Genomic DNA, 24,147 nt, shown 5'->3' on the forward strand with positions numbered 1-24,147 from the left:
GTTGGCGTATAGCGGTATCGTTGTGGTGCCCGGGGTCCCGTGACGCCGGCTGCAGGCACAGAGCCTAGATTTACCGGGGGATATTCACACATGAAACGTCGCGGACAAACGCGCGCCCAAAGCCCTGCTTCCGGCGTGCCCCGCTGGCGCCGCCTGCCGCGCTCGCGGGGGTTTACCGGTTCTGCGTTTGGTGCTGTGGTGGCGGTGGTGGTGACCGGTGCTGTGTTGTATCCGGGGTTTAAGACCACTGAGGTGGAGTTGAATGACGGCGGCGTGTGGGTGGTGTCGAAGTCGAAGAATGCTGTGGGGCGGTTGAATTATCCGTCGCGGGTGCTCGATGGTGCGGTGACGCCGGCGTCGACGACGTTCGATGTCCTTCAGCATGCGGGCGAGGTGTTTGTTGATGATGAGGCTGGTTCGACGTTGAACCAGGTCTCGCCGGCGAATTTGCGTTTGGGCGGGGATAAGCAGTTGCCGGGCGCTGCTGATGTGAGTTTCGGGGCGCGGACGATGTCGGTGACCGATGCTGCCTCGGGGAAGGTGTGGGCGGTGTCGCCGTCCACAGTTAACGGCTTCGACAAGGAAGCGTCGGAGCCGGTTTTGGTGGGTTCTGCGGGTCTGGTGTCTGCGGTGGGTTCTGATGACCGGATTTATTCGGCGGACCCAAAAACCGGGGCTGTGTCGGTGACGGGGGTGGATGCCAACGGGGCGGTGACGTCGTCGGAGTCTGAGACCTGGGATGGGTTGAGGGGTGCCGGGGATGTGCAGATGACGGTGGTGGGGGACCGGCCGGTGGTGTTGGATGCCGCGGCGGGGAACCTGTTTTTGCCTGGTGGTAAGCGGTTGGCGTTGGAGGGTGCGCGGGATGCGAAGTTGCAGCAGCCGGGCCCGGGCAGTGATGTTGTTGCCATTGCCACGCGGAAGGCGTTGTTGAAGCAGCCGTTGGATGGCGGGACGGCCAAGACGGTGACGTTCGATGGTGAGGGTGTTCCTGCTGCTCCGGTGCAGTTGGGCGGGTGTGTGCATGCGGCGTGGTCGGGTGCGAACAAGTATGTCCGGGACTGCACCAATGATGGGGACGATAAGAAGGTGGACGTGCCCAGGGCGAGTGCGTCGCCGTCGTATGTTTTCCGGGTGAACCGGGACCTGGTGGTCCTGAATGACGTGAATTCGGGCAATGTGTGGTTGGTGAACCAGAACATGCAGCTGGTCAACAACTGGGACGACGTCATCCCACCCAAGGAAACTTCCGACGACGCCGACAAGGATTCCGCCGACGAAGTCCAGCAGACGGTCCTGCCGGACCGGACCAAACCCAACAGCGCGCCGGTGGCCAAACCGGACCAGTTCGGCATCCGTGCCGGAAGAACAACCATCCTGCCGGTGCTGGACAATGACTCCGACCCCGATGGTGACGTCCTGACCGTCCGCACTCCGGAAGGCGTCAGGACTGGCTCCGTTTCGCCCATCTACGGCTCCACCGGGCTGCAGACTGCCGTGCCGGCGGACAAAGCGGGCAGTGAGACCTTCAAGTACACCGTGGATGACGGCCGCGGCCTCTCCGCGTCAGCCGACATTACCCTCAACGTCGTCCCGCCGGGCACCAACAGCGCGCCGCGGCAGAAGCCAAACCGGAACACCACGCTGGTGGTTCAATCCGGGAAGGCTGTCACGCAGAACATCCTTCCCGACTGGATCGATCCCGACGGCGACGACCTGTTCGCCGTTTCCGTGTCCAGCACAGACCCGCTGGACCAGGCCCGGATCCGCCCCGACGGCCAGCTCACCTTCCAGGACTCCGGCGCCGGCCCCGGCCGCAAAGTCCTGACCGTGTCGGTATCGGACGGACAGGCCACGGCCGAAGGAAAGGTCACCGTGGATGTCAGGAGCCCCGGCTCCCTGCCGCCGATTGCCAACGCCGACCACGTGGTGGCCGTTGCCGGCACCGATACCGTCATTACTCCGCTGAAAAACGATTCGGACCCGCAAGGCGGCACGTTGCGTCTGGCGCAGGCCACCCCCGATGCTGAGTCGACGGCCACCCTCAACCCGGACCAGCAGACCTTCACCTTCAATTCCCGCACGCCCGGCGCCCACTACGTCAGCTACCTGGTAACCAACGGCCCTGCCAGTGCCCAACAGTTGGTGCGCGTGGACGTGGTGCCGGGCACCGACGAGGGTGCGCCCGTCGCCGTCCGCGATACGGCGCTGCTGCCCACCGGCGGGGACGTCCTGGTGGATGTCCTGGGCAACGACTCGGATCCGTCCGGTGGCGTGCTGGTGGTGCAGTCCGTGACGGCCGACGCCGGCCTGCCGGTGAGCGTCGCGGTGCTGGACCACTCGGTGGTCCGGATTACCGACATCCGGGCTGAAGGCCAGTTGACCGTCCGGTACACCGTGTCCAACGGCCGGTCGTCCGCCACCGGCGAGATCGCCGTGATCATGGTCCCTGCGCCGGCCAAGCTCCAGGCTCCCCAGGCCAAGCCGGACGAAGCCACCGTCCGCGTCAACGACGTCGTGACCATCCCTGTCCTGGCCAACGACACTGATCCGAACGGCTCCAAGCTCACCCTCCTGCCCGATCTCGCCCAGCAACCTGACGCCGGTGACGGCCGCATCTTCGTGGCTGGTGATCAGCTGCGCTTCCTTGCCGGACCCGAAGCGAAAACCGTGTACGCCATTTACAAGGTGCAGAACGAATCCGGGCAGGTGGATTCCCAGCAGGTGACCATCCGCATCCGCGCCCGGGACGATGACCGGAATTCCCGGCCCGAACCTCGGAACCTGACGGCCCGCGTGGTGGCCGGCATGACCGTCAAGGTGCCGGTGCCCCTGGACGGAATCGACGCCGACGGCGACTCCGTCCAGCTCATCGGCATCGACAAGGCACCTGCCATGGGAACCGCTGTGGTGAGGGAGGGTTACCTTGAATTCACGGCAGCAGGAGATGCTGCCGGCACCGACAGCTTTACCTACCGGGTGCGGGACCGGATCGGCGCCGAGAACACGGGCACGGTAATTGTGGGAATCGCTCCGCCGGAGGCCAACAACCAGAAGCCCATCGCGGTGGATGACGCCGTGGATGTCAGGCCGGGCCGCAAGGTGGCCGTGGAGGCCCTGGCAAACGATTCAGACCCCGACGGCGACCCGCTCAGCCTGGTCTCCGATGGTTTCGAGGCGAAGCCTGAACTGCAGGTCGAGGCAACGGACGCCGCCAAGGTCCTTTTCACGGCGCCAGGTGCTGCCGGCAACGAAAGCATCAGCTACCGGATCCAGGACGACAAGAAAGCTTCGGCCAGCGCCGTCATCCGGATCCGGGTCAGCCCGGATGCCGAACTCAAGCGCCCCGTGGCCAAGGATGACCGGGTGACGGTGGCGGAAACCCTCGGCAAGACAGCCGTGGACGTGCCGGTCCTTAAGAACGACTCGGATGCCGATGGTGTGGCCTCCGACCTCAAAATCAGCCTGCCCGACGGCAACCCCAACGCCCGCGATGGCGGCTCGGGCAACGTGGTGGTGGCGCTGACCCCGGAAGACCAACTGATTCCCTACACGGTGACGGACATCGACGGGCTCACCTCCACCGCCCTGATGTGGATCCCCGGCCAGGGCGCGCAATACCCCACGCTGGCCAAAACCGAGCCGGTCGAAATCATGTCCGGCAAGGACGTCACGCTGGACCTTTCCGAATATGTCCGCGTCCGCAACGGCCGCACTGCCCGGGTCACGGTGGCTGACTCGGTGCGCGTTCAGGGCGGATCTTCCGACGGCGTCATCCAGTCCGACGGGAAGGCCCTGCGGTACGCGGCGAAGCCCGACTACGTGGGTCCCGGCTCCATCACCTTCGAGGTCACGGACGGCTCCGGGCCGGAGGACGGGGACGGCCTGAAATCCACACTGGTCATCATGACCAAGGTGATCCCCGACCCCAATGCCAACCACCCGCCTACGTTCAGCGGCACTTCAGTGGACGTCCCCAAGGCAGAACAGGCAACGGTTGACCTGGCCGGACTGGCCAAAGACGTGGACGATCGGGACAAGGACAACCTGCGCTTCGAACTCGACGGGACGCTTCCCGCCGGTTTCACCGCAAAGGTCGACGGCGCCACCCTCGCCATCACTGCCGACGGTTCCCTTGGCATCGGCGTCACCGGAAACATCCAGGTGAAGGCCACCGACGGCAGGTCGCCCGCCGTGGCTGCCACCATCACGGCACGCCATGTGGCCTCCAACCGGCCGCTGCCTGTGGCCAATGACGACGCAGTGGAGAAAGCCAACGCGGGCAAAACGGAACGCGTCAACGTCCTGGCCAACGACTTCAACCCCTTCCCGGACACCCCTCTCCGGATAGTCGCCGCCACCGTGGAGACGGGTTCTGCGGCGGGACAGCCGGGGGTATCAGGAGACAGCATCACTGTTACCCCGGCTGACGGCTACAAAGGCGTCATGGTGGTCCGGTACACCCTGGCGGACAAGACAGGCGACCTGTCCCGCCAGGTGGACGGCCGCCTGAGACTCACCGTGCGGGACAAACCCGACGCGCCCTCGGCTCCCAGTGCCACCGACGTCCGCAGCCGGACCGCCGTCCTCAAATGGGCCCCGCCGTCGGACAACGGTGCCGCCATCACGGGATACACGGTCCGTTCGAACAACGGCTTCGAGCAGAAGTGCCCCACCACCACCTGCACGTTGAGCGGGCTGACCAACAACGTCAAGTACGTGTTCACGGTGCTGGCCACCAATGAGGTGGGGGACTCACAGGCGTCTCCACAGTCCAACGAAATCCGGCCGGACGAGAAGCCGTCACCCCCTGATGCCCCCACCGTCAAGGCCGGCGACAAGACCATGGCCATCACCTGGCCGGCCGCGAAAACCGAGGGCTCACCGGTGAAGCACTACAACCTGGAGATCTCTCCGCCGCCGGCCAGCGGCGTCGCGGTCAAGAACGAGGTGGCCGGGCTGAACTACACCTGGACCGGCCTCACCAACGGCGTCAAGTACAAGGTGCGCGCGCAGGCCGTCAACGAACTCGGCGCCTCCGACTGGGGGACCTACTCGGCGGAAGACAACCCCGCCGGCGTCCCTGCGGCACCCGCTGCGCCGTCGTCCGCCGTCGCACCTTCCGTGGGAAGCCAGAGCCAGATCAGGGTCACCTGGTCCGAACCCAACACCAACGGCGACCCCATCAGCTCCTACTACGTCACCATGAGCGGCGGCAACGCCGCTGCCCAGACGCAGACCGTGCCCGGCAATGTCCGCACCGCGAACTTCACCGCCAACAACTCCGAGGCTGCCTACACCTTCACGGTGCAGGCTGAAAACAAGGCAGGCAAGGGCAACGTCAGCCCGCCCTCGACGCCCCGACGCGCGACCGGCAAGCTGGCAACGGTATCAGGCGTTACGGCAACACCCGCCAATACAGGTGGGGCAGGACGCTCAGTGACAGTGGACTTCCGCAAGCTGACCGCTGCCGAACGCAACGGTTCCGCCGAGAACGAAGTCAGCTACAGCTACAACGCCAGCAACGGCGCACGCGGACCCATCACGCCAGGGCAGACCGTTGGCGGCTTCACCAACGGCTCGGCCGTCAGCATCACCGTTATTGCCAATTCAACGGTGGCTCCAAGTTCGGACGGCAGCACCCCTGCGACGGCCACGCCGTACGGATCCCCGGGCACCCCCTCGGCGTCAGGCCAAAATGGCGGAGTCAACCAAAAGTCGGCCACCCTCAACTGGTCCTCACCGTCCACCAGCACCAACGACGTCGCCCAAACCAAGATCAGGATCAACAACGGCGGCTGGGAGAACGTTGCCCCCTCCGGCAGCAGGACAGTCAACACGGCAGGGTTCGGCGAAACCGTCACCATCGCCGTGCAGACCTTCAACTCGCTGGGCACCGGCAGCGCGGTGGTCACTGCCAGCGCCACGTCAGGCAAGCAGGGACTGTGGGAAACCCGGATCAAGACCTCCGACCCCAACTTCGAGCGGAGCTGTACCTTCACTTTGGGCGGATCGAACTACCGGCCCAATCCCTACTTCGACTGTGACGGCGTCACGGGGGACAACCCGCCATGGTTCTACAAGGTCACCCAGGACCGCATCATGGTGGCGTGCTACATCGACCAGAGCGACAACTGGTCAGGCACCGGCATCATCCGCTGGTGGCGGGTCGAATCCGGTTCAGCACGCAACGTGGGCCGCTACGTCATCGCCGGCCACACCACTCTTCCCGACCCCGCCGCACTTGGAGCCCCGCATTGCTGACCCGTCCCACGCCCTGCCACCCGGGCAGATGTCCCCATCGCGGGGTATTCCGCCATTCGGTAGGCTTACGCGGGGGAAAAGAGAGCCTCGTACCGGTCCCTGACAAGGCCGCCATGCGGCCGCACAATCTGGGGGAAAAGTAACGCTGTGACAACTCTGCTGGGGAAGCTTGGGCTGAAGAAGCGACACAAGAAATTCGTCACCGGTTCTGCGTTTGGTGCTGTGGTGGCGGTGGTGGTGACCGGTGCTGTGTTGTATCCGGGGTTTAAGACCACTGAGGTGGAGTTGAATGACGGCGGCGTGTGGGTGGTGTCGAAGTCGAAGAATGCTGTGGGGCGGTTGAATTATCCGTCGCGGGTGCTCGATGGTGCGGTGACGCCGGCGTCGACGACGTTCGATGTCCTTCAGCATGCGGGCGAGGTGTTTGTTGATGATGAGGCTGGTTCGACGTTGAACCAGGTCTCGCCGGCGAATATGCGCCTGGGCGGGGATAAGCAGTTGCCGGGCGCTGCTGATGTGAGTTTCGGGGCGCGGACGATGTCGGTGACCGATGCTGCCTCGGGGAAGGTGTGGGCGGTGTCGCCGTCCACGGTGAATGGTTTTGATAAGGAGGCGTCGGAGCCGGTTTTGGTGGGTTCTGCGGGTCTTGTGTCTGCGGTGGGTTCTGATGACCGGATTTATTCGGCGGACCCAAAAACCGGGGCTGTAACGGTGACGGGTGTGGATGCCAACGGGGCGGTGACGTCCTCGGAGTCTGAGACCTGGGATGGGTTGAGGGGTGCCGGGGATGTGCAGATGACGGTGGTGGGGGACCGGCCGGTGGTGTTGGATGCTGCGGCGGGGAACCTGTTTTTGCCTGGTGGTAAGCGGTTGGCGTTGGAGGGTGCGCGGGATGCGAAGTTGCAGCAGGCGGGCCCGGGCAGTGATGTTGTGGCCATTGCCACGCGGAAGGCGTTGTTGAGGCAGCCGTTGGATGGCGGGACGGCCAAGACGGTGACGTTCGATGGTGAGGGTGTTCCTGCTGCTCCGGTGCAGTTGGGCGGGTGTGTGCATGCGGCGTGGTCGGGCGCGAACAAGTATGTCCGGGACTGCACCAATGATGGGGACGATAAGAAGGTGGACGTGCCCAGGGCGAGTGCGTCGCCGTCGTATGTTTTCCGGGTGAACCGGGACCTGGTGGTCCTGAATGACGTGAACTCGGGCAATGTCTGGTTGGTGAACCAGAACATGCAGCTGGTCAACAACTGGGACGACGTCATCCCACCCAAAAACGAATCCGATGACCAGGACCAGGAATCGGCGGACAACAACACCATCAACATCCTGCCGGACCGCACCAAACCCAACCGGCCGCCCGAAACCAAGCCCGACGCCGTCGGCGTGCGCCCTGGCCGCACCACCATCCTGAGCGTCCTGGACAATGACTCCGACCCCGACGGCGACGTCCTGACCGCGGCGGTGGGGGACTCCCGGCCCAAAGCGGGCACGCTGGAAAGCATCTACGGCGGCACCGCGTTCCAGATCACTGTCCCGGCTGACGCCAAACCCGGCACCGAGACCTTCAACTACAGTGCTTCCGACGGCCGGGGCCTGTCCGCCGGTGGCCAGGTCACGCTCAGCGTAGTGGGACCGGACGAAAACAAACCGCCCAAGTTCAAGCGCGGCGAAGACACCACCATGCTGGTGGAACAGGGCAAGACCGTCAGCCAGAACATCCTCACCGACTGGATTGACCCCGACGGCGACGACCTGGTGCTGCTGGATGCCAAAGCCGATAACGACCAGGACCAGGTCAAGGTGCGGCGCGACGGCCTGCTCACCTTCCAGGACTCCGGTGCAACCGCCGGCAAGAAGAACGTCCAGGTCACTATCTGGGACGGACGGGCAACTGTCACCGGCAAGGTGGTGGTCAACGTCCAGCCGCCCGGCGCGCTTGCGCCCGTGGTCAACGCCGACCACGTCACCGCCGTGGTGGGCCAGGACCTGGTCATCTCCCCGCTGAAGAACGACGTCGACCCCAACGGCGGCGCCCTCCGCCTGGCGCAGGTGGAAGCCAACGGCCCGGCCGAGCTCGGCCCGGTCACCGACGGCGGGACCTTCACCTTCCGCAGCACCACCCCCGGCCCGGTGTACCTCACGTACATTGCGAGCAATGGTCCGCAAAGCAGCCAGGGCCTCATCCGGGTCGACGTCGAATCAGGCAACGACGGCGGCGACCCCGTGGCAGTCCATGACGTGGCCTTGATGCCCACCGGCGGCAGCGTACTGCTGGATCCCCTGGCCAACGACTCCGACCCCTCCGGCGGCGTCCTGGTGCTACAGTCCGTCAAACTCCCTGACAACGCCACGGTATCGGTCAGCGTGATCAACCACAGCGTCCTGCGGATTACCGACATCCTGGGGACCAAGGACCCCATCCTGTTCGACTACACCATGTCCAACGGGAAGAAGTCGGCCACGGGCAGCGTCTCCGTGGTGCCCGTCCCCGCCCCGGCGGTGGTGGAAGCCCCGCAGCCCAAACCGGATGAAGTGAACGTCCGTGTCAACGACGTTGTCACCATCCCGGTCCTGGACAACGACACCCATCCGCAGGGGCAGGAACTGGCCGTGGACCCGGTCCTGCCGCAGGCCGTGGATCCCGTGGACGGAAAGAGCTTCGTCTCAGAGAACACGCTCCGCTTCATCGCCGGCGCCCAGCCCAAGACGGTACGCGCCATCTACAACGCCGTGGATCCGCAGGGCCAGAAGAGCGCAGCCGCCGTCACCATCCACATCCTGCCCCTGGAGGGAGCGGAGAATTCCCGGCCCCAGCCCCGCAACCTGACCGCCCGGGTGGTGGCGGCCGGCACCGCCCGGATTCCGGTGCCGCTGGACGGAATCGATCCCGACGGCGACTCCGTGCAGCTGACCGGCATCGACAGCACCCCTGCCATGGGAACCGCCACTGTCGGCAGCAACTTCATCGACTTCACCGCCGCAGGGGACGGCACCGGTACCGACACCTTCCGCTACAAAGTGGTGGACCGCCAAGGTGCCATCAACACGGGCACCGTGACCGTGGGCATCGCACCGCGCGGCGAGACCAACCAGAAGCCCACCCCGGTGGACGACGAGGTCCGGGTGCGTCCGGGGCGGCAGATCGCCGTCGACGCGACCGCCAACGACACCGATCCCGACGGCGACCGCATCCGCATCCTCACCGACGGAGTCGAGGCCGACCCGGCCCTGCAGGCGACCGTGAGCAGGAACAGCGGCCGCATCATCCTGCAGGCCCCCAACGAGGCGGGAACCGTGAACGTGCGGTACACCGTCGCGGACGACCGGGACGCTGCTGCCCAGGCCGCCATCCGCCTGGTGGTGGACAACGACGTGCCCCTCACGGCACCGGTTGCCCGCGACGACAGGGTGACCTCGGCCCAGGCCATGGGCAAGACGGCCGTGGATGTTCCCGTCCTCAAGAACGACGAGGACCCTGACGGTGTGGGGGAGAACCTGAAGATCAGCACCGAGGCAACCACCGCCCGGCCCGGCGGTAACGGCAACGTGCTGGTGGAACTCACCGAACAGCCCCAGCTCATTCCGTACACGGTGGAAGACGTTGACGGCCAGCAGTCCACGGCCATCATCTGGGTGCCGGGCCTGGGCCAGCAGGTCCCCACCCTGGCCAAGGATGAGGTCATCGAGGTGGTGGCCGGGCAGTCCGTCGACGTGGACCTGAAAGAGTGGGTCAAGGTACGGGAAGGCCGCTCGCCGCGGCTGACCCAGGTGGACAGGGTCAAGCTCATTGGGGCCGACGGCGGCGATCCGGTGACGCGCGACGGTACCGGCCTGAAGTACACGGCAGGAGCCGACTACGTGGGCCCCGGATCGCTCACGTTCGAGGTCACCGACGGTACTGGCCCGGATGACCCCGCCGGTCTGAAATCAACCTTGAGCATCCGTACCAAAGTCCTGCCGAACCCCAACAAGAACAACCCGCCGGAGCTGCTTGGCGCCAATGTGGACGTTCCCAAGGGTGACCCGGCCAGCACTGACCTGGGCAAGCTGACCTCCGACCCCGACCAGGACGACGTCGAGAAGATGAAGTATGAGCTGGTGGGGGATTCACCCGGCGGCTTCAACGCGCGCGTCGAAGGCGCGGCGCTGAAGGTTTCGGCGGCCGATTCCACGGCAACCGGGACCCGGGCCGCGGTGCAGGTCAAGGCGACGGATCCGCGCGGGCTTGAAGCCACGGCCACGTACCAGCTTGCCGTGACCGCCTCCAACCGGCCCAAGCCCGTTGCCAACGACGACGTGCAGGACATGGCCGCCGCCGGCAAGCCGGTGACCATCAACGTCCTGGCCAATGACGCCAACCCGTTCCCGGAAACACCGCTGAAGATCATTGCCGCAAACACCGAAACCGGCAGTGGCAACGTGGGAGTCAACGGTGACTCGATCACGGTTACGCCTGCTCCGGGTTTCACCGGAACCCTGGTGGTTGCGTACACGGTGGAGGACAAGACGCAGGACAGCTCCCGGCATGCCACGGCACGGGTCCGGCTCACCGTCAAGGACAAGCCGGCGTCACCCACCACGCCGCAGGCGCAGAGCGTGGGCGACCAGACCGCGTTGCTCAACTGGTCCGCACCGGCGGACCGGGGTTCATCCATCACCAAGTACACGGTCTACGGGGAGGGCGGCTTCCGGCAGGACTGCCCCGCCAACACCTGCACGCTGAATGGGCTGACGAACAACACCACGTACCACTTCCAGGTGACGGCCACCAACGAATTCGGTGAGTCAGACCGGTCGCCGGCGTCCGCGGACGTGCGTCCGGACGTGAGGCCGGATACCCCGCTGGCGCCGTCGTTGAAGTTCGGCGACAAGCAGCTGACGGTCAACTGGACTGCTCCGGCGAGCAAAGGCTCGCCGGTGAAGTCCTACGACCTGGAGATTTCCCCGGCCCCCGCCGGCCAGAACCCCCAGATCCAGGGACTGACGTCCGTCAGCTACGTCTGGAAGGGCCTGCAGAACGGCGTGTCCTACAAGGTGCGGGTCCTGGCCCGGAACGATGCGAAAGACCCGTCCGAGTGGAGCCCGTATTCGGCTGCGGAAGTACCGGCCGGCGTCCCCGCGACTCCTGCCGCGCCGAGCGTGGCACAGGCAACCCCGGTGGGTTCGCAGAGCCAGCTCAGGGTGGTGTGGACGGCGCCCAACAACAATGGTGACGCTGTCTCGTCGTATACCCTGACCACCCTCCGCGGCGGTGCCGCCATCACAAGCCAGCAGGTTGCCGGCACCTCGCAGAACGTCACGGTGGACAACTCCGAGTCCAGCTACACCTTCACGGTCTCGGCCACCAACAAGGCCGGAACCAGTGCAACCAGTGCGCCGTCGGCGGCGACCCGTGCCGTGGGCAAGCCCGGAACCGTGGGAGCGCCCACGGCCACGCTCGTGGACACCAACGGCAACGGCGGCAAGATCGATGTCCGGTTTACGCAGTTGACGGACGCCCAGCGCAACGGCTCATCGCCGACGGAGATCACCTACCGGTACAGCCTCACGTCAGGGGGCGGCTCGGGGACCATTCCCGCCGGCGGCGGTGTGGTTGCGGCTCCCAACGGCACCCAGACATCGGTGGTGGTGTGGGCTGTTTCGTCCCGAAGCACCAGTGCCGGCGATGCCAGCGCGCCGTCCAACGCCGTCAATCCTTACGGCCTCGCGTTTGCTCCGACCGTCAACGGCAGCAACAGCAGTGGCGTCGGCGACAAGACAGTCTCCTGGACCTGGAACCAGCCGGACGGCAACGGCAGGGCGGTGACCGGCTACCAGTACAGGCTCGATGGCGGTGGCTGGCAGGACACAACCCAGCGCTCATTCTCGAAAAGCGTGGGCTACGACGAGACGCACAAGCTGGAAGTGCGGGCCATCAGCGGGGGCCAGCCCGGCCGGATCGGCAGCGATACCTCCCGCAGTGGATCGGAGCCACCGCCCCCGGTACCCACGTCCTGGAACGTCACTGCCAGCCCGGTCCGCAGTTGCACCGAACCCCGCAAGGGCACGGACAGTTACGTTGCAGGCAATCCCTCACAGTGCACGGGAGAGGGTATATGGCTCGACGCCGGCGCCCCGTCCACTGCTGACCGGTACCAGGTTTGGTACAAGACATCCAACAACCCCAGCGGTATCTGGTATCACCTGAGCTCCGGCATGGCGTCCGGCCACTGGCTTCGCTGTGACACGTCAAACGTCGGCTGCAACCCGCCGGCCGGAATGCCCAACCGTTAGCAGGAAACACCGCACCGCAATGCAGGTCCACCCGGGCCCGCACAGAATTCGACCCAGAAGAAGGAAGCAACTTTCATGACCATGACCATGGAGCAGGCCGAGTGGTTTGCCGACACATTCGAAAAGCTGGTTGCCAACGTGGGCCAGGCGGTGCTGGGCAAGGAACACGTCATCCGGCTGACCTTCACCGCCATGCTGGCCGAAGGCCACGTCCTGTTCGAGGATGCCCCGGGCACGGGAAAGACCTCCCTGGCCAGGGCACTTGCCGCCACCGTGCAAGGGTCCAACAACCGCATCCAGTTCACCCCCGACCTGCTGCCCTCGGACGTCACCGGTGTGACCATCTATGACCAGAAGACGCAGAAGTTCGAGTTCCACAAGGGGCCGATCTTCAACAACATCGTCCTGGCCGATGAGATCAACCGTGCGTCGCCCAAGACCCAGTCCGCACTTCTGGAGGTCATGGAGGAATCCCGCGTCACCGTGGACGGCACCACCTACTCCGCAGGCCGCCCCTTCATGGTGATGGCCACCCAGAACCCGATCGAGCAGGCCGGTACCTACCGCCTGCCCGAGGCCCAGCTGGACCGCTTCCTGATCAAGACCTCCATCGGATACCCGGACCACGCCTCCACTGTCCGGCTCCTGGGCGGCAACAACCTGAGGGACCGGTCCAAGGATCTGTCTCCCGTGATCACCACCCAGGCGGTGGCGGACATGGCCGACCTCGCCGCCACGGCGCACGTTGACACGGCGGTGCTGGAGTACATCTCCCGGCTCTGCGAGGAGACCCGCAGCGCCCCGGAGACCCGGCTTGGCGTCTCGGTCCGCGGCGCCCTGGCCATGGTCCGTGCCGCCAAGGTCTGGGCCGCAGCGCAGGGACGGAACTTTGTGCTGCCGGATGACATCAAAGAACTGGCGCCCGTGGTCTGGACCCACCGGTTCGTGATGGACCCGGAAGCCGAGTTCTCGGGTGCCACCGCCGAGGCTGTACTCACCCGCATCCTGGCCGACGTCGCCGCCCCGCAGCAGCGTACCAACGCCTGAACCGCCCGGCCTGCAGCCTGAAGCTGCAGCCGCCGCCACTGTCATTCCAGCGCAACAACGAAGGCAAACCCTTATGTCCGACGGCACGTCCAGCGGCACCCGGTTGACCCGGCTCGCGGAGCGTCTCCAGCAGCCCTTCCACCGGAACGGCCGCCCCACCGCGCTGCACCCTGCAGCCGTGTGGTCCGAAGCCAGCAGCACGGCCCTGCTCGCCCTGGCGCCCGCCTGGCGGACTGTCCGGGGCATCTGGCTGAAGTACGCCTGGCCCGTGCTGTCTGTGGTCAGCATCCTGGGCTGGTCCGTCCTTGCCGCCGCCATCCTGCTCTGGACCACCGGCCAGGCGTTCGGCTGGCAGGAAGCCACGGCGGCCGCCATCGCCGCCTTCGCCATGTTCGTGATCGCCGTCGCGTTCATCCTCGGCCGGTCCTCCTACGGCGTGGTGCTGGACCTCGCCCGGACGCGTGTGGCGGTGGGGGACAGCGCCGTGGGCAGCATCGCCGTCTCCAACACCTCGGCCCGCCCGCTGCTGCCGGCCGCGCTGGAACTGCCGGTGGGCAGCACCACGGCCGTCTTCCACCTGCCCCGGATGAAGCCCGGCCAGGTCCACGAGGACCTGTTCACCATCCCCACCGCGCGGCGCGCCGTCATCGTGGTGGGACCGGTCCGTTCCGTCCGGGCCGACCCCCTGCACCTGCTGCGCTGCCAGGTCCTCTGGACCGAGCCGGAGGACCTCTTCGTCCACCCACGCACGGTTGCCCTGGCAGGTTCCGCCGCAGGCTTCATCCGTGACCTCGAAGGCATGCCCACAACGGACCTCTCCAGTGCCGACGTGTCCTTCCACGCCCTGCGCGACTACGTGCCCGGCGATGACCGGAGGCACATCCATTGGAAGACAACAGCCCGCACCAACAAACTGATGGTGCGCCAGTTCGAGGAAACCCGCCGCGCCCACCTGGCCATTTCGCTGTCCATCAACACCGACGAGTACTCCTCCGAAAACGAATTCGAGATGGCCATCTCGGTAGCCGCCTCCATCGGCCGGCAGGCCATCCGCGAACAGCGCGAACTCGACGTTCTCACGCAAAAAGGCCCGCTCCGCTGCGAAACCGGCCGCACCATGCTCGATGACATGACCAGGATCGTGGGCACGCCGATGCGCCGCACCGCCGTCGACCTCGCCAGGACCCTGGCCGACACGGTTCCCAACGCCTCCGTGGTCTTCTTCGTGGTGGGCAGCAACGTAACGGCAACCCAGCTTCGTTCCGCCGCCGCCTCCGTTCCGCCAGGCGTCCGCAGCCTGGCGGTCCGGGTGGAAGCCGGTGCGGCGCCCACCAGGGCCAACATCGCAGACCTGACCGTCCTGACGCTCGGCGACCTTGCCGACCTTGCCATCGTGCTGAGAAAGGCTGCCGCATGAGCGCCGCACCGGGCCGTTCCCGACAAACGCCGGCCGCACAAACACGGTCCCCGCAATCCCGTACCCGCCGCAAGGCCGCAAACCCGGACTCCGCATTCACTACCGGCCAGCCGCCCTGGCATTTCATGCTCGACGCCGGAGCCCTGGTGGTCCTGCTGGGCTTGGGCCTGCTCGGCTTCGGCCTGAGCTTCGGCGGTGACCCCTACTACCTCCTGTCCGGGTTCGGCGGCATCATCCTGGGCCTGGCCATCGGTGCAGCCAACGCCCATCTGCGCCTGGGCCTGCTGATCACCACCGCCCTGGCCCTGGCCGCCTACCTGGTGTTTGGGACTTGGCTGGCCGTGCCGGACTCCGCCATTGCCGGCTTTGTCCCCTCCCTGGATTCGCTGCGCACCCTGCTCCTGGGCGTCGTGTTCGCTTGGAAGGACATGCTCACCGTGGGCGTGCCGGTGGGAACCGCCGGCGGCGTGCTCATTGTCCCCTTCCTGAGTTCGGTGATCACGGCCCTGGTGGCCGCGCTGCTGACCTGGCGTGCCAGGAGCCCCTACCTGCCCCTCCTGCCGGTGCTCGTCCTGTTCGTCACGGGCATCGCCTTCAGCACCAACGCCGCGTTCCTGACCCTGGAACGCGGCATCGGCCTCACTGTGCTCGGCATTGCCTGGGCGACTTTCCGCCGGGACGCCCTGCGGCGGAACAGCACGCGCAGGGTGGCGGTCAACAATCCGCAGGCGGACAGCGCCACCGCCCGCCGCGCCAGGATCCGTCGGTTGGGCATGGCCGCAGGAGTGATTGCCGCCAGCGTGGGAATCACCGCTGTAGCCGCGCCGCTGGTCAGCGCCGGCGAGGACCGGAAAGTCCTGCGCAACGTGGTGGTGCCGCCGTTCGACCCCAAGGACTACATCACGCCCCTGGCCAGCTTCCGGACCTACGTGAAGGACAAGAAGGACGACACCCTGTTCGTGGTCAAGGGCCTCCCGCGGGACGGGCGGGTGCGCCTGGGTGCCCTGGACGCCTTCAATGGCACCAACTACAACATGGACCCCAACGGCTCCGGCAACTTCAGCAAGGTGGGCGACGCCAAGTCCATCAACACCCTCGTTGACACGTCCGGGGTGGTGCCCACGAACGATTACTCAGTCAGCATCAACGTGGAGGACTACCAGGGCTACTTTGTCCCCGGCGGCCGGAAGACCACCGGCATCAGCTTTGGCCAGTCAGGTTCGGCCGCTGCTGCCGGCCTCTACTTCAACGCGGGAACGGACACCGCCGTCACCACCAATGGACTGTCCCGCGGCGACGCCTACACGGTGCAGGTGTCTGACCCCGCCAAGCTCGAACACGGGCAGCTGACGCAGTACGACTTCGCCAAAATCTCCCTGCCGGCCCCGCTGGAGGTGCCGCCGGTGGTCGGTTCCCAGGCCAATGACCTGTCCGCCGACGCTCCCACGGCCATCGACCGGGTGCGCCAGATCGAGGCACATTTCCAGAAGACGGGGGCCTTCAGCAACGGGCTGGTCAGCGAGGGGCAGCTGCCCAGCGTCTCGGGCCATGGCGCGGCCCGGATCCGCAACCTGCTGACCGCCAAGCAGATGCTCGGCGATGATGAACAGTACGCCGTGGCCATGTCCCTGATGCTCCGGCACCTGGGCATCCCCTCCCGCGTGGTGATGGGGTTCTACCCGGAGCCCACCAGCCCGGAGAACGGTGCCGGCGAGGTGAAGATCACCGGAAAGGACGTTCACGCCTGGGTGGAGGTCGCCTTTGAGCGGGTGGGCTGGGTCAGCTTCGATCCCACCCCTCCCAAGGACAACATCCCCATCCCGCCGGACCCGGAGAACAAGTCCAAGCCCAAGCCCCAGGTGCTGCAGCCGCCGCCCCCGCCGCAGGAGCCCGCGGACCTGCCGCCGGACTCCTCACCGGATGCCCTGGACGCGGACCAGAAGAAGAACAACCCATGGCTGTTCTGGGGCGCCCTTTTGGGTGCATTGGGTGTCGCCGCCATTCCGCTGGTGGTCCTTGCCCTGCCGCTGCTGCTGATCGCCCTGTTGAAGGCACGACGGCGGAAGTCGCGTTTCCGCGACGGCCACCCTGCCCAGCGTGTGGGCGGAGGCTGGAACGAGGTGGTGAGCCTGGCGACCGACCTGGGTGCCGCCGTCGACACCCGTTCGACACGGCGCGAAAGCGCAGCGGTCCTGGCCGAGGCGTTCCCTGCCACCCAAGGGACCACCACCCTGTTGGCCCGCCGGGCGGACGCCTCCATCTTCGGAGCCGGAGAACCCACCGAGGAGGACGTTCGCGAGTACTGGACCATCGTTGATGGTTCCCTCAAGGACATGACCTCCGGCATGGGGTTCTGGCGCCGGCAGCAGGCGCGGTTCTCACCGCGCTCCCTGCTTGCCGACGCCCGGACCGCCATGAACTCCGGCAAGGGCCCCAGCCTGCGCGGCGGCCGGCCGGCACTGCCTGCGGTCTCCGCGTTCGTTGCCGCCCGGCGCCGTCGTGCCTCCGGAAGTGCTGACGCGCCGCCGGCCCGGGAAGGACGCGGCCAGGAAGGACCCGGCCGGCAGTGACCTCCGACGACGAACGCTGCCCGCGCTGCCAACAGCCCGTCCGGGCAGGCGCCACCTTTTGCACCTCCTGCGGTGCACCGCTGCCTAACCGGGCGGCACGCCGCCCCCACACCCCGGACCTTCCGACGGCCCGCGGAAGGAGTGCTGCTGCCGAGGCGCGCCCCGCGCACGCGCCCGGGAATCCCGGTACTATCCCGGTAGTAGAAAGGCCCCCGGCACGTCAGCCGGCGGGCACCGCATTTACGGGCACCGCGCAGGCGGGCACCTTGCACACGGGGACCGCGCCGGGCAGGACCGGCGGTTCCACACGGGTGGAGGCCGCTCCAGGGGGAGGAACGGGAATGGCAGTGAACCTTCAGCTTGTTCCGGCTGCGGCGGGCAAGCGGCTCGGTGCTGCAGTCATTGACTGGCTGCCGGGGGCGGCGGTGCTGGTGGTGACGTTTGCCATCGGATTTGCAGGGATCACCCGGACCAGGAGCGGCGGCTTCATTGTCTACGACACCTCCTCGCTGGTCCTCTTTGGCGGCATCGGCCTTGGCCTGGCTCTTGCCTACCTGTTCGTGGTGATCGGCCTGGAGGCCCGCACGGGCAAAACCCCCGGCAACCTGCTCATGGGGATCCGCAGCGCGGACCAGGACGGCTATGCTCCCGGCGCCGGTGCCGTGTTCCTGCGCGGCCTCATCACCGGGGCAGGCATCCTGCTGGCCGTGCTGGCTGCGGTGCTGGTGGTGGTCTTCAAGTGGTTCGACGCTGCCCTGTTCATCCTTGGCCCGCTGCTCCTGGTGGGTGCTGTGTGGGCCGTGCTGGTGGTCGTTTCCAGCCGCTGGGACAAGAACGGCGGGCTGCGCGGCTGGAATGACGCCGCCGCCAAGACCCTGGTGTTCGACGTCAAGGCCGGCCGCGACCCCATCACCACCGGCGGCATCCAGGGGCCCTACAGCTTCGCGCCCCTGGACCTTCCGCCCGTGCAGCAGGTACTGTCCCCGGTGGCCGGGGCCACCGCAGTCCAAACTCCCGTGCGCCAAACCCCGGCCTCCCAGCCCTCCGCACCGCCAGCACCTTCGCCATCGGCCACCATGCCGTCGCAGACCATGCCCTACGCCGCGCCGGCCTCCTTCGCGCCGCCGGCACCCGCGGAGGCTGCCGCCCAGGGGATGATGCCCGCTTTCCCGCAGGTTTTTGCACCGACAGGTTCCGCCGGCCACCGGGTTCCTCCGCAGCACGTGGACGACGACGTCGAACGCACCCAGGTGCGGCCCGGAACAAGCGGCACTGCCCCTGTGGCCGTCCTCCGTATCCGACTGGACGACGGCCGCGACTTCCAGCTGGACCGCAGCGTCCTGGTGGGCCGCAACCCGGTGGGGCAGGCCGGGGAACAGCACGCGCAGCTGCTGGCTGTGGATGATCCCGGGCGCTCCATCTCCAAGACGCACCTGCACCTGCTCACCGACGGCGCAGGTATCTGGGTGACGGACCGGCAGTCAACCAACGGAAGCGCCGTCACCACCCCGGACGGCCTGCGCACCCCACTGGTGCCGGGCGTCCCCACGTTTGTTACCCCGGGATCCAGCGTGCATTTTGGAGACCGTACCTTTTACCTAGGACAGGCATGAACCAGCACCCCGCCAGTGTTTCCTCCACCATCCAGCCGGGGCCGGGACCCAGCCTCAGCTGTGGCTACGGGACGGACAGGGGACTCCGCCGGGAGCTGAACGAAGATTCGTACATCGCGGCCGATCCCGTCTTCGCCGTTGCCGACGGCATGGGCGGCCACGAAGCCGGCGAAATTGCGAGTGGCCTGTGCGTGCGGGCACTCGCCGAAATGCCCCAGGTCAGCACGGGGGAGCGGAGCATCACCGCTGCCGTCCTCCAGCAGTACCTGGTCCGTGCGGACAATTCGATCCGCGAGGCCACTGGAGCCCGTGCGGGCACCACCCTCACCGGTGCGGTGGTGGTGGAACAAATGGGCATGCCGTACTGGCTGGTCCTGAACATCGGCGATTCCCGCACGTATCGGCTCAGCCAGGGACGGTTCGAACAAATCAGCGTGGACCACTCGGAGGTCCAGGAACTCGTGGACGCGGGCGAAATCACGGCGCAGGAAGCAACCGTTCACCCGCGGCGGCACGTGGTCACCCGCGCACTGGGCACGGGGGACGAGACGGAGGCGGACTACTGGCTTCTTCCCGTGGAGGAAGGCGACCGCGTGCTGGTCTGCTCTGACGGACTGACCGGGGAACTGGCGGACGAGGAGATCCTGGGGATCCTCAGCACCGTGGCGGATCCGCAGGAGGCAGTGGACGCCCTGATCCAGGCCGCCCTTCGCAAGGGCGGGCGGGACAACGTCACGGCCATCGTGGTGGACGCCAGGAACGTTGCGAACGACGACGGCGCGGGCACCACAGCGCCCCGCCTCACCTCTGCTGACGGAGACGAGGTGACCCTGCCGCGCCCGCAGGCATCCGAAGCAGTGACGCAGCCGCTGCCCGAACCGGTTGAGGAGACGGCTGACCGGGGCGCTCCTGCCCAGCACGGGGAGCAGGGCAATGACGGCCGCTAGCTACAGCCCGGGCACCTGGCTGGGTGTTGTCAGGTCCCGCACCGCTGTCCTCCTGGGCCCCGGGTGGTCCGCCGAACTCGCAGGTGCGCTGTGGGAGCTCCTGGCGGGCCGGCCCGAGCCGCACGAGGTCCTCGCAGCCGTGACCAGCACGTCGGGCGGATCCCTCACCCGCATCCCGTCCTTCGGCATCCTGGACTTCAACGGGTCCCTGCGGGTCTTCCTGCGCGGCGATATCGACCTCACCGTCGAGCAGCCCGGCGGAGCCATGGACCTTGACGGCCGGGACGTGACCACCTGGAACGAACGCAGGTTCGTGCTGCCCGGCACGTGCCGGGTGAGGATCGCAGACGGTGGCGCCGGCAGCTCCGGGCACGCTGCGGAGCAACCCGAACTGCCAATCGGTGAAGGCGTGGTGCTGCTGCAGTCCCTGACCATGGGCGCACCGTCCGGCCCCGCTGCCGTGGGTGGTCCGGCCGCAGCGGATGCCGCAGCACCAACGGGAACTTCCGCCGCCGGCCCGGCGGCTGATGTTCCGGCCGCTGATGTTCCGGCCGCTCCCGCCGCTGACGCACAGCCCCCTTCTGACGCACAGCCCCGGGCTGTCCTGCGCGAAACCGATGACGTGCCGCCGACCACCCTCCTTTCCGAAGCCACGCTCCTTCCCGAACACGGAGCCTCGGCCGAAACGGTGCTGGGAGTCATCGACGAGGACCGGGCCGATGAACACCCTGCTGGCGTCGTTGCGGATCTCCCGGTCGCGGGCCGCCTGGACCTGGACGCCACGATTGCCCCGGACGGCATTATTGGCGTCGACGGGGAGAATCATTCGGACGGGGACATCCGTGCCGACGGGGAGATTGCCGGGGAAGCTGACGGGGAGCCGGAACTCCCCGACGCAGGCGCAGATGCTGCTGTGGGCGGCGCCTCCGCCGGAATCGGTGCCGGTTCCGCAGGGGAGATGACCACATCCTACGACCACCTCTGGGACCGCACGGTGATGCGGCACATCGAAGACGCTGCCGTGCGGGAGGACCCCGACGCCGATTCGGGCCACGTTTCGCGGCAGCAACCTCCCGCACTGCCCGCGGCCGAACTGCTGCCCGCCCTCGGCGCTGCAGGGGAGCCTGCCCTCGAAGTTTCACCAGCCGGTCCAGGGACCGGGGCAGAAGCTGAAGGCGGTGGCCAGTCCGGGCCTGCCGCCGGACCTGATGCCGGTCCCGGACCCGATGCCGGTTCCGGATTTGAGGCCAGCCCGAATGAAGGGCCTGCCGTGCCGCCCCGTCCCGCGTCCACCGGCGTCCTCATTGATTCTGTCCCATGGCGCATTGGTGGAGCCACGCCGGCACCGGCCGCCCCGGCACCTGTTCCGCAGCCAACCTCCGACAACCCGGCCGCGCCGCCCGCAGCCGCCGTTGCGGTTCCATCCACGCCGATGCCTGCTGCACCCGGCCTTGGCCCCGCCAGCCCGGCCCCCGGATCGATCCCGGCATCAGGACCCTTTCCAGCATCGGGATCCGGCGCCGGCCAGGAACACAGCGCCGGCCAGGAACACAGCACCGGGTTCGACGCCGCATTCGACCCCGACCACGATGGCCAGACGGTCATGAAGAGCAGCCTCCCGGGAACAGCATCCGGGCAGGCAACGAACGCACCGGCCGTTCAGCAGGACCGCGCCGGCCGCCCGCTGGTGCTGGCTCGCGTGTGTGCGCAGGGCCACGCCAATCCGCCCACCCATGCCCAATGCAGCGCCTGCGGGAGTGCCCTGTTGCCTGATGCCGTGCAGGTGGCCCGTCCCCGGCTGGGGCGGATGCGCCTGTCCACCGGCGAACTCCTGGATCTCGATCAGTCCATGGTGATCGGCCGGCAGCCGTCCGTGTCCCGGGTCCAGGGCGGCGTCATGCCGCGGCTGGTCCAGGTGGCAAGCCCCGGCGGGGACATCTCCAGGTCCCACCTGGAGGTCCGGCTCGAAGGCTGGCACGTGATGCTCTGCGACCTCAAGGCCACCAACGGCACGGTCCTGGTCCGTGAAGGGCAGCCGCCGCGGCGCCTGGCCCAGAACGAGATGGCCATCCTGCTCGACGGCGACATCGCGGAACTGGGCGACAACATCTCACTGCGTTTTGAGGAGATTCCTTGAGTTCCAAACGGCCCGTTGCGCCGCCGCCCCGCATTTCAGGGTTCACCTATATCAGCCTGCTGGGCTCCGGCGGGTTCTCCGACGTCTACCTGTACGAACAGGACCGGCCGCGCCGTAAGGTCGCCGTCAAGGTGCTGCTCTCGGACCTCAAGACCGAGGGCGCGCGGCGGCGTTTCGAGTCCGAAGCCAACCTCATGGCCCAGCTGTCCTCACACCCGTACATCGTCACCATTTTCGAAGCGGAAGTAACGGACGACGGGCATTCCTACCTGGCCATGGAGTACTGCTCCCGGCCCAGCCTTGACGTGCGGTACCGGCGCCAGCGCTTCAGCGTGGACGAGGTCCTGGCCGTTGGCATCCAAGTGGCCTCCGCCGTCGAAACAGCCCACCGCGCCGGCATTGCCCACCGCGACATCAAGCCCGCCAACATCCTGGTCACCGACTACAACCGTCCGGCCCTCACCGACTTCGGCATCTCCGGCACCCTGGCAGGGGACTCAGACGACGATTCGGGCATGTCCATTCCCTGGTCCCCGCCGGAGCAGTTCCGCGACGGCAGCGTTGACGGCGTCATGGTGGACGTGTGGGCCCTCGGCGCCACGCTCTACACCCTCCTGGCCGGACGCTCGCCGTTCGTGATGCCCGGCGCGGACAACTCGCAGCGTGAACTGATCAACCGGATCAGCAACACGGCGCTGCCGCGGCTGGGCCGTGCCGATGTGCCGGAATCACTGGAACTGGCCCTGGCCACGGCCATGGCCAAAATGCCGCAGTCCCGGTACTCGTCGGCGCACGCCTTCGCGCTTGCCCTGCAGCGCATCCAGGCCGAGCTCAACCTTTCCGTCACTCCCTTCGAGGTCCTCGAGGAACCCCAGCAGGAGGAGAGCCACCCGGACGACGGCACCGAGGAGACGCGCGTCCGCAGCATTGCCGCCATCGACCCGGAGCGGACCGGCAGCGCACCCACGTTCCCGGCCCGTACGCGCCCCAACCCCGGCGGCGCCGGGACCGACGCAACGGGCCGCAGGGGAGGTGCCGTCCCGCCGTCGCACTTTGCCCCCGTCACGCCCGGCCAAGGCAAGCCGGCCCCGGCGGTGCCCTCCATTCCGGCCCGCACCACCTGGGCTGCAGCCACCGGAATGGCGTCCACCGGGGCAGCCGCTCCCGTTGCAGGCACGGACGACGGCGCCGGGCAGGGGGAGTGGTCCCACTCCACCGTCCTGCGCGGCAGCGCAGGGCCGGCCAACTACGGCGCGCCGGTAACGGACCCGGCGGGAGCTGCGCAGGATACGGGCCACGCCGCCGACGCAACAGTGCAGCGGGCCGTGAAGGTGGACGAGCCCGGGGAAACACCGGAAGCAGACCACAGCAAGCGCAACCTCTGGCTCGCGCTCGCCGGCGGAACCCTCCTGGCACTGGCGGCGGTGGTGGGCATCGTGGTGGCGAACACGGCCACCGGCACCCCCAAGGTTGTGGAAACCCAGCAGGCCAGCAAACCCCCGGCCGACGCATTGGACAACGGCACCGTGCCCGACGTCGAAAGCCTCAAGGGCACTATCGGCGGCGACGGGGAAGCCAGCTTCACGTGGACCAACCCGCAGCCCAAGGACGGGGACACCTACAAGTGGAAGGTGTACACCATCGGGGGCGGCGAAGGGGGATTCCAGGCCATCGCACAGCCGCCGGTCCGGGTCCGTCCCAACCCGACAGGGCAGACCTGCATCCAGGTGATGATCGTCCGGACCGACGGCGCATTCTCACCGCTTGCGTCCGGCTCCATCGCGTGCACCGGCCAATGAAATTGCTGCCCGGCCGGCCGCCGCTATTACGGCATGACCAGCACTCCGACCACCGCAACAGTTCTGCCTTGAGGAGGCACAGA

The 24,147-nt window shown here is 67.3% G+C and carries 9 protein-coding genes and 1 pseudogene; all 10 read left to right on the forward strand.

What is annotated here, in order from left to right; all coding sequences use genetic code 11:
* Positions 1-90 precede the first annotated feature (90 nt).
* Positions 91-6,264, forward strand: coding sequence for an Ig-like domain-containing protein (locus FBY33_RS11725; RefSeq protein ID WP_142030720.1), 6,174 nt, complete (start codon positions 91-93; stop codon positions 6,262-6,264).
* A 147-nt stretch (positions 6,265-6,411) separates the two neighbouring features.
* A complete protein-coding gene (locus FBY33_RS11730) occupies positions 6,412-12,534 on the forward strand; it encodes an Ig-like domain-containing protein (protein WP_142030721.1) in 6,123 nt (2,040 codons plus the stop codon).
* 75 nt (positions 12,535-12,609) lie between these two features.
* On the forward strand, positions 12,610-13,581 hold the full coding sequence (locus FBY33_RS11735) for an AAA family ATPase (RefSeq protein WP_142030722.1): 972 nt from the start codon (positions 12,610-12,612) through the stop codon (positions 13,579-13,581).
* A gap of 73 nt (positions 13,582-13,654) precedes the next feature.
* The gene (locus tag FBY33_RS11740) at positions 13,655-14,998 is read left to right on the forward strand and encodes a DUF58 domain-containing protein (protein WP_142030723.1); all 1,344 of its coding nucleotides are present in this window, start codon (positions 13,655-13,657) and stop codon (positions 14,996-14,998) included.
* Complete coding sequence (locus FBY33_RS11745; protein WP_142030724.1) at positions 14,995-17,568, forward strand: transglutaminase-like domain-containing protein; 2,574 nt, start codon at positions 14,995-14,997, stop codon at positions 17,566-17,568. The genes FBY33_RS11740 and FBY33_RS11745 overlap by 4 nt, the downstream gene beginning before the upstream one ends.
* A pseudogene (locus FBY33_RS20830) lies at positions 17,565-17,621 on the forward strand (hypothetical protein); the annotation flags it as partial. The gene FBY33_RS11745 and the pseudogene FBY33_RS20830, both read left to right, overlap by 4 nt.
* 288 nt (positions 17,622-17,909) lie before the next feature.
* Positions 17,910-19,181 carry an RDD family protein gene (locus FBY33_RS20835; protein ID WP_268815888.1) on the forward strand — a complete coding sequence of 424 codons (1,272 nt, stop codon included), beginning with the start codon at positions 17,910-17,912 and terminating at the stop codon, positions 19,179-19,181.
* Complete coding sequence (locus tag FBY33_RS11755; protein WP_142030726.1) at positions 19,178-20,128, forward strand: PP2C family protein-serine/threonine phosphatase; 951 nt, start codon at positions 19,178-19,180, stop codon at positions 20,126-20,128. The genes FBY33_RS20835 and FBY33_RS11755 overlap by 4 nt, the downstream gene beginning before the upstream one ends.
* Positions 20,115-22,265: an FHA domain-containing protein gene (locus tag FBY33_RS11760; RefSeq protein WP_142030727.1), complete on the forward strand. Its 2,151-nt coding sequence runs from the start codon at positions 20,115-20,117 to the stop codon at positions 22,263-22,265. The genes FBY33_RS11755 and FBY33_RS11760 overlap by 14 nt, the downstream gene beginning before the upstream one ends.
* Positions 22,262-24,064, forward strand: a complete 1,803-nt coding sequence (locus tag FBY33_RS11765) for a serine/threonine-protein kinase (RefSeq protein WP_142030728.1) — start codon at positions 22,262-22,264, stop codon at positions 24,062-24,064. Before FBY33_RS11760 ends, FBY33_RS11765 begins: the two co-directional genes overlap by 4 nt.
* Positions 24,065-24,147: the final 83 nt, after the last annotated feature.

Origin of the sequence: Arthrobacter sp. SLBN-112 (genome assembly GCF_006715225.1) — a bacterium.
Taxonomy (GTDB): Bacteria; Actinomycetota; Actinomycetes; order Actinomycetales; family Micrococcaceae; genus Arthrobacter.

Bases quoted from the DNA above. Each gene is read 5' to 3' on its own strand.
- FBY33_RS11725 (WP_142030720.1), top strand. From the start codon at position 91: ATGAAACGTCGCGGACAAACGCGCGCCCAAAGCCCTGCTTCCGGCGTG.
- FBY33_RS11735 (WP_142030722.1), top strand. From the start codon at position 12,610: ATGACCATGACCATGGAGCAGGCCGAGTGGTTTGCCGACACATTCGAA.
- FBY33_RS11740 (WP_142030723.1), top strand. From the start codon at position 13,655: ATGTCCGACGGCACGTCCAGCGGCACCCGGTTGACCCGGCTCGCGGAG.
- FBY33_RS11745 (WP_142030724.1), top strand. From the start codon at position 14,995: ATGAGCGCCGCACCGGGCCGTTCCCGACAAACGCCGGCCGCACAAACA.
- FBY33_RS20835 (WP_268815888.1), top strand. From the start codon at position 17,910: ATGGCAGTGAACCTTCAGCTTGTTCCGGCTGCGGCGGGCAAGCGGCTC.
- FBY33_RS11755 (WP_142030726.1), top strand. From the start codon at position 19,178: ATGAACCAGCACCCCGCCAGTGTTTCCTCCACCATCCAGCCGGGGCCG.
- FBY33_RS11760 (WP_142030727.1), top strand. From the start codon at position 20,115: ATGACGGCCGCTAGCTACAGCCCGGGCACCTGGCTGGGTGTTGTCAGG.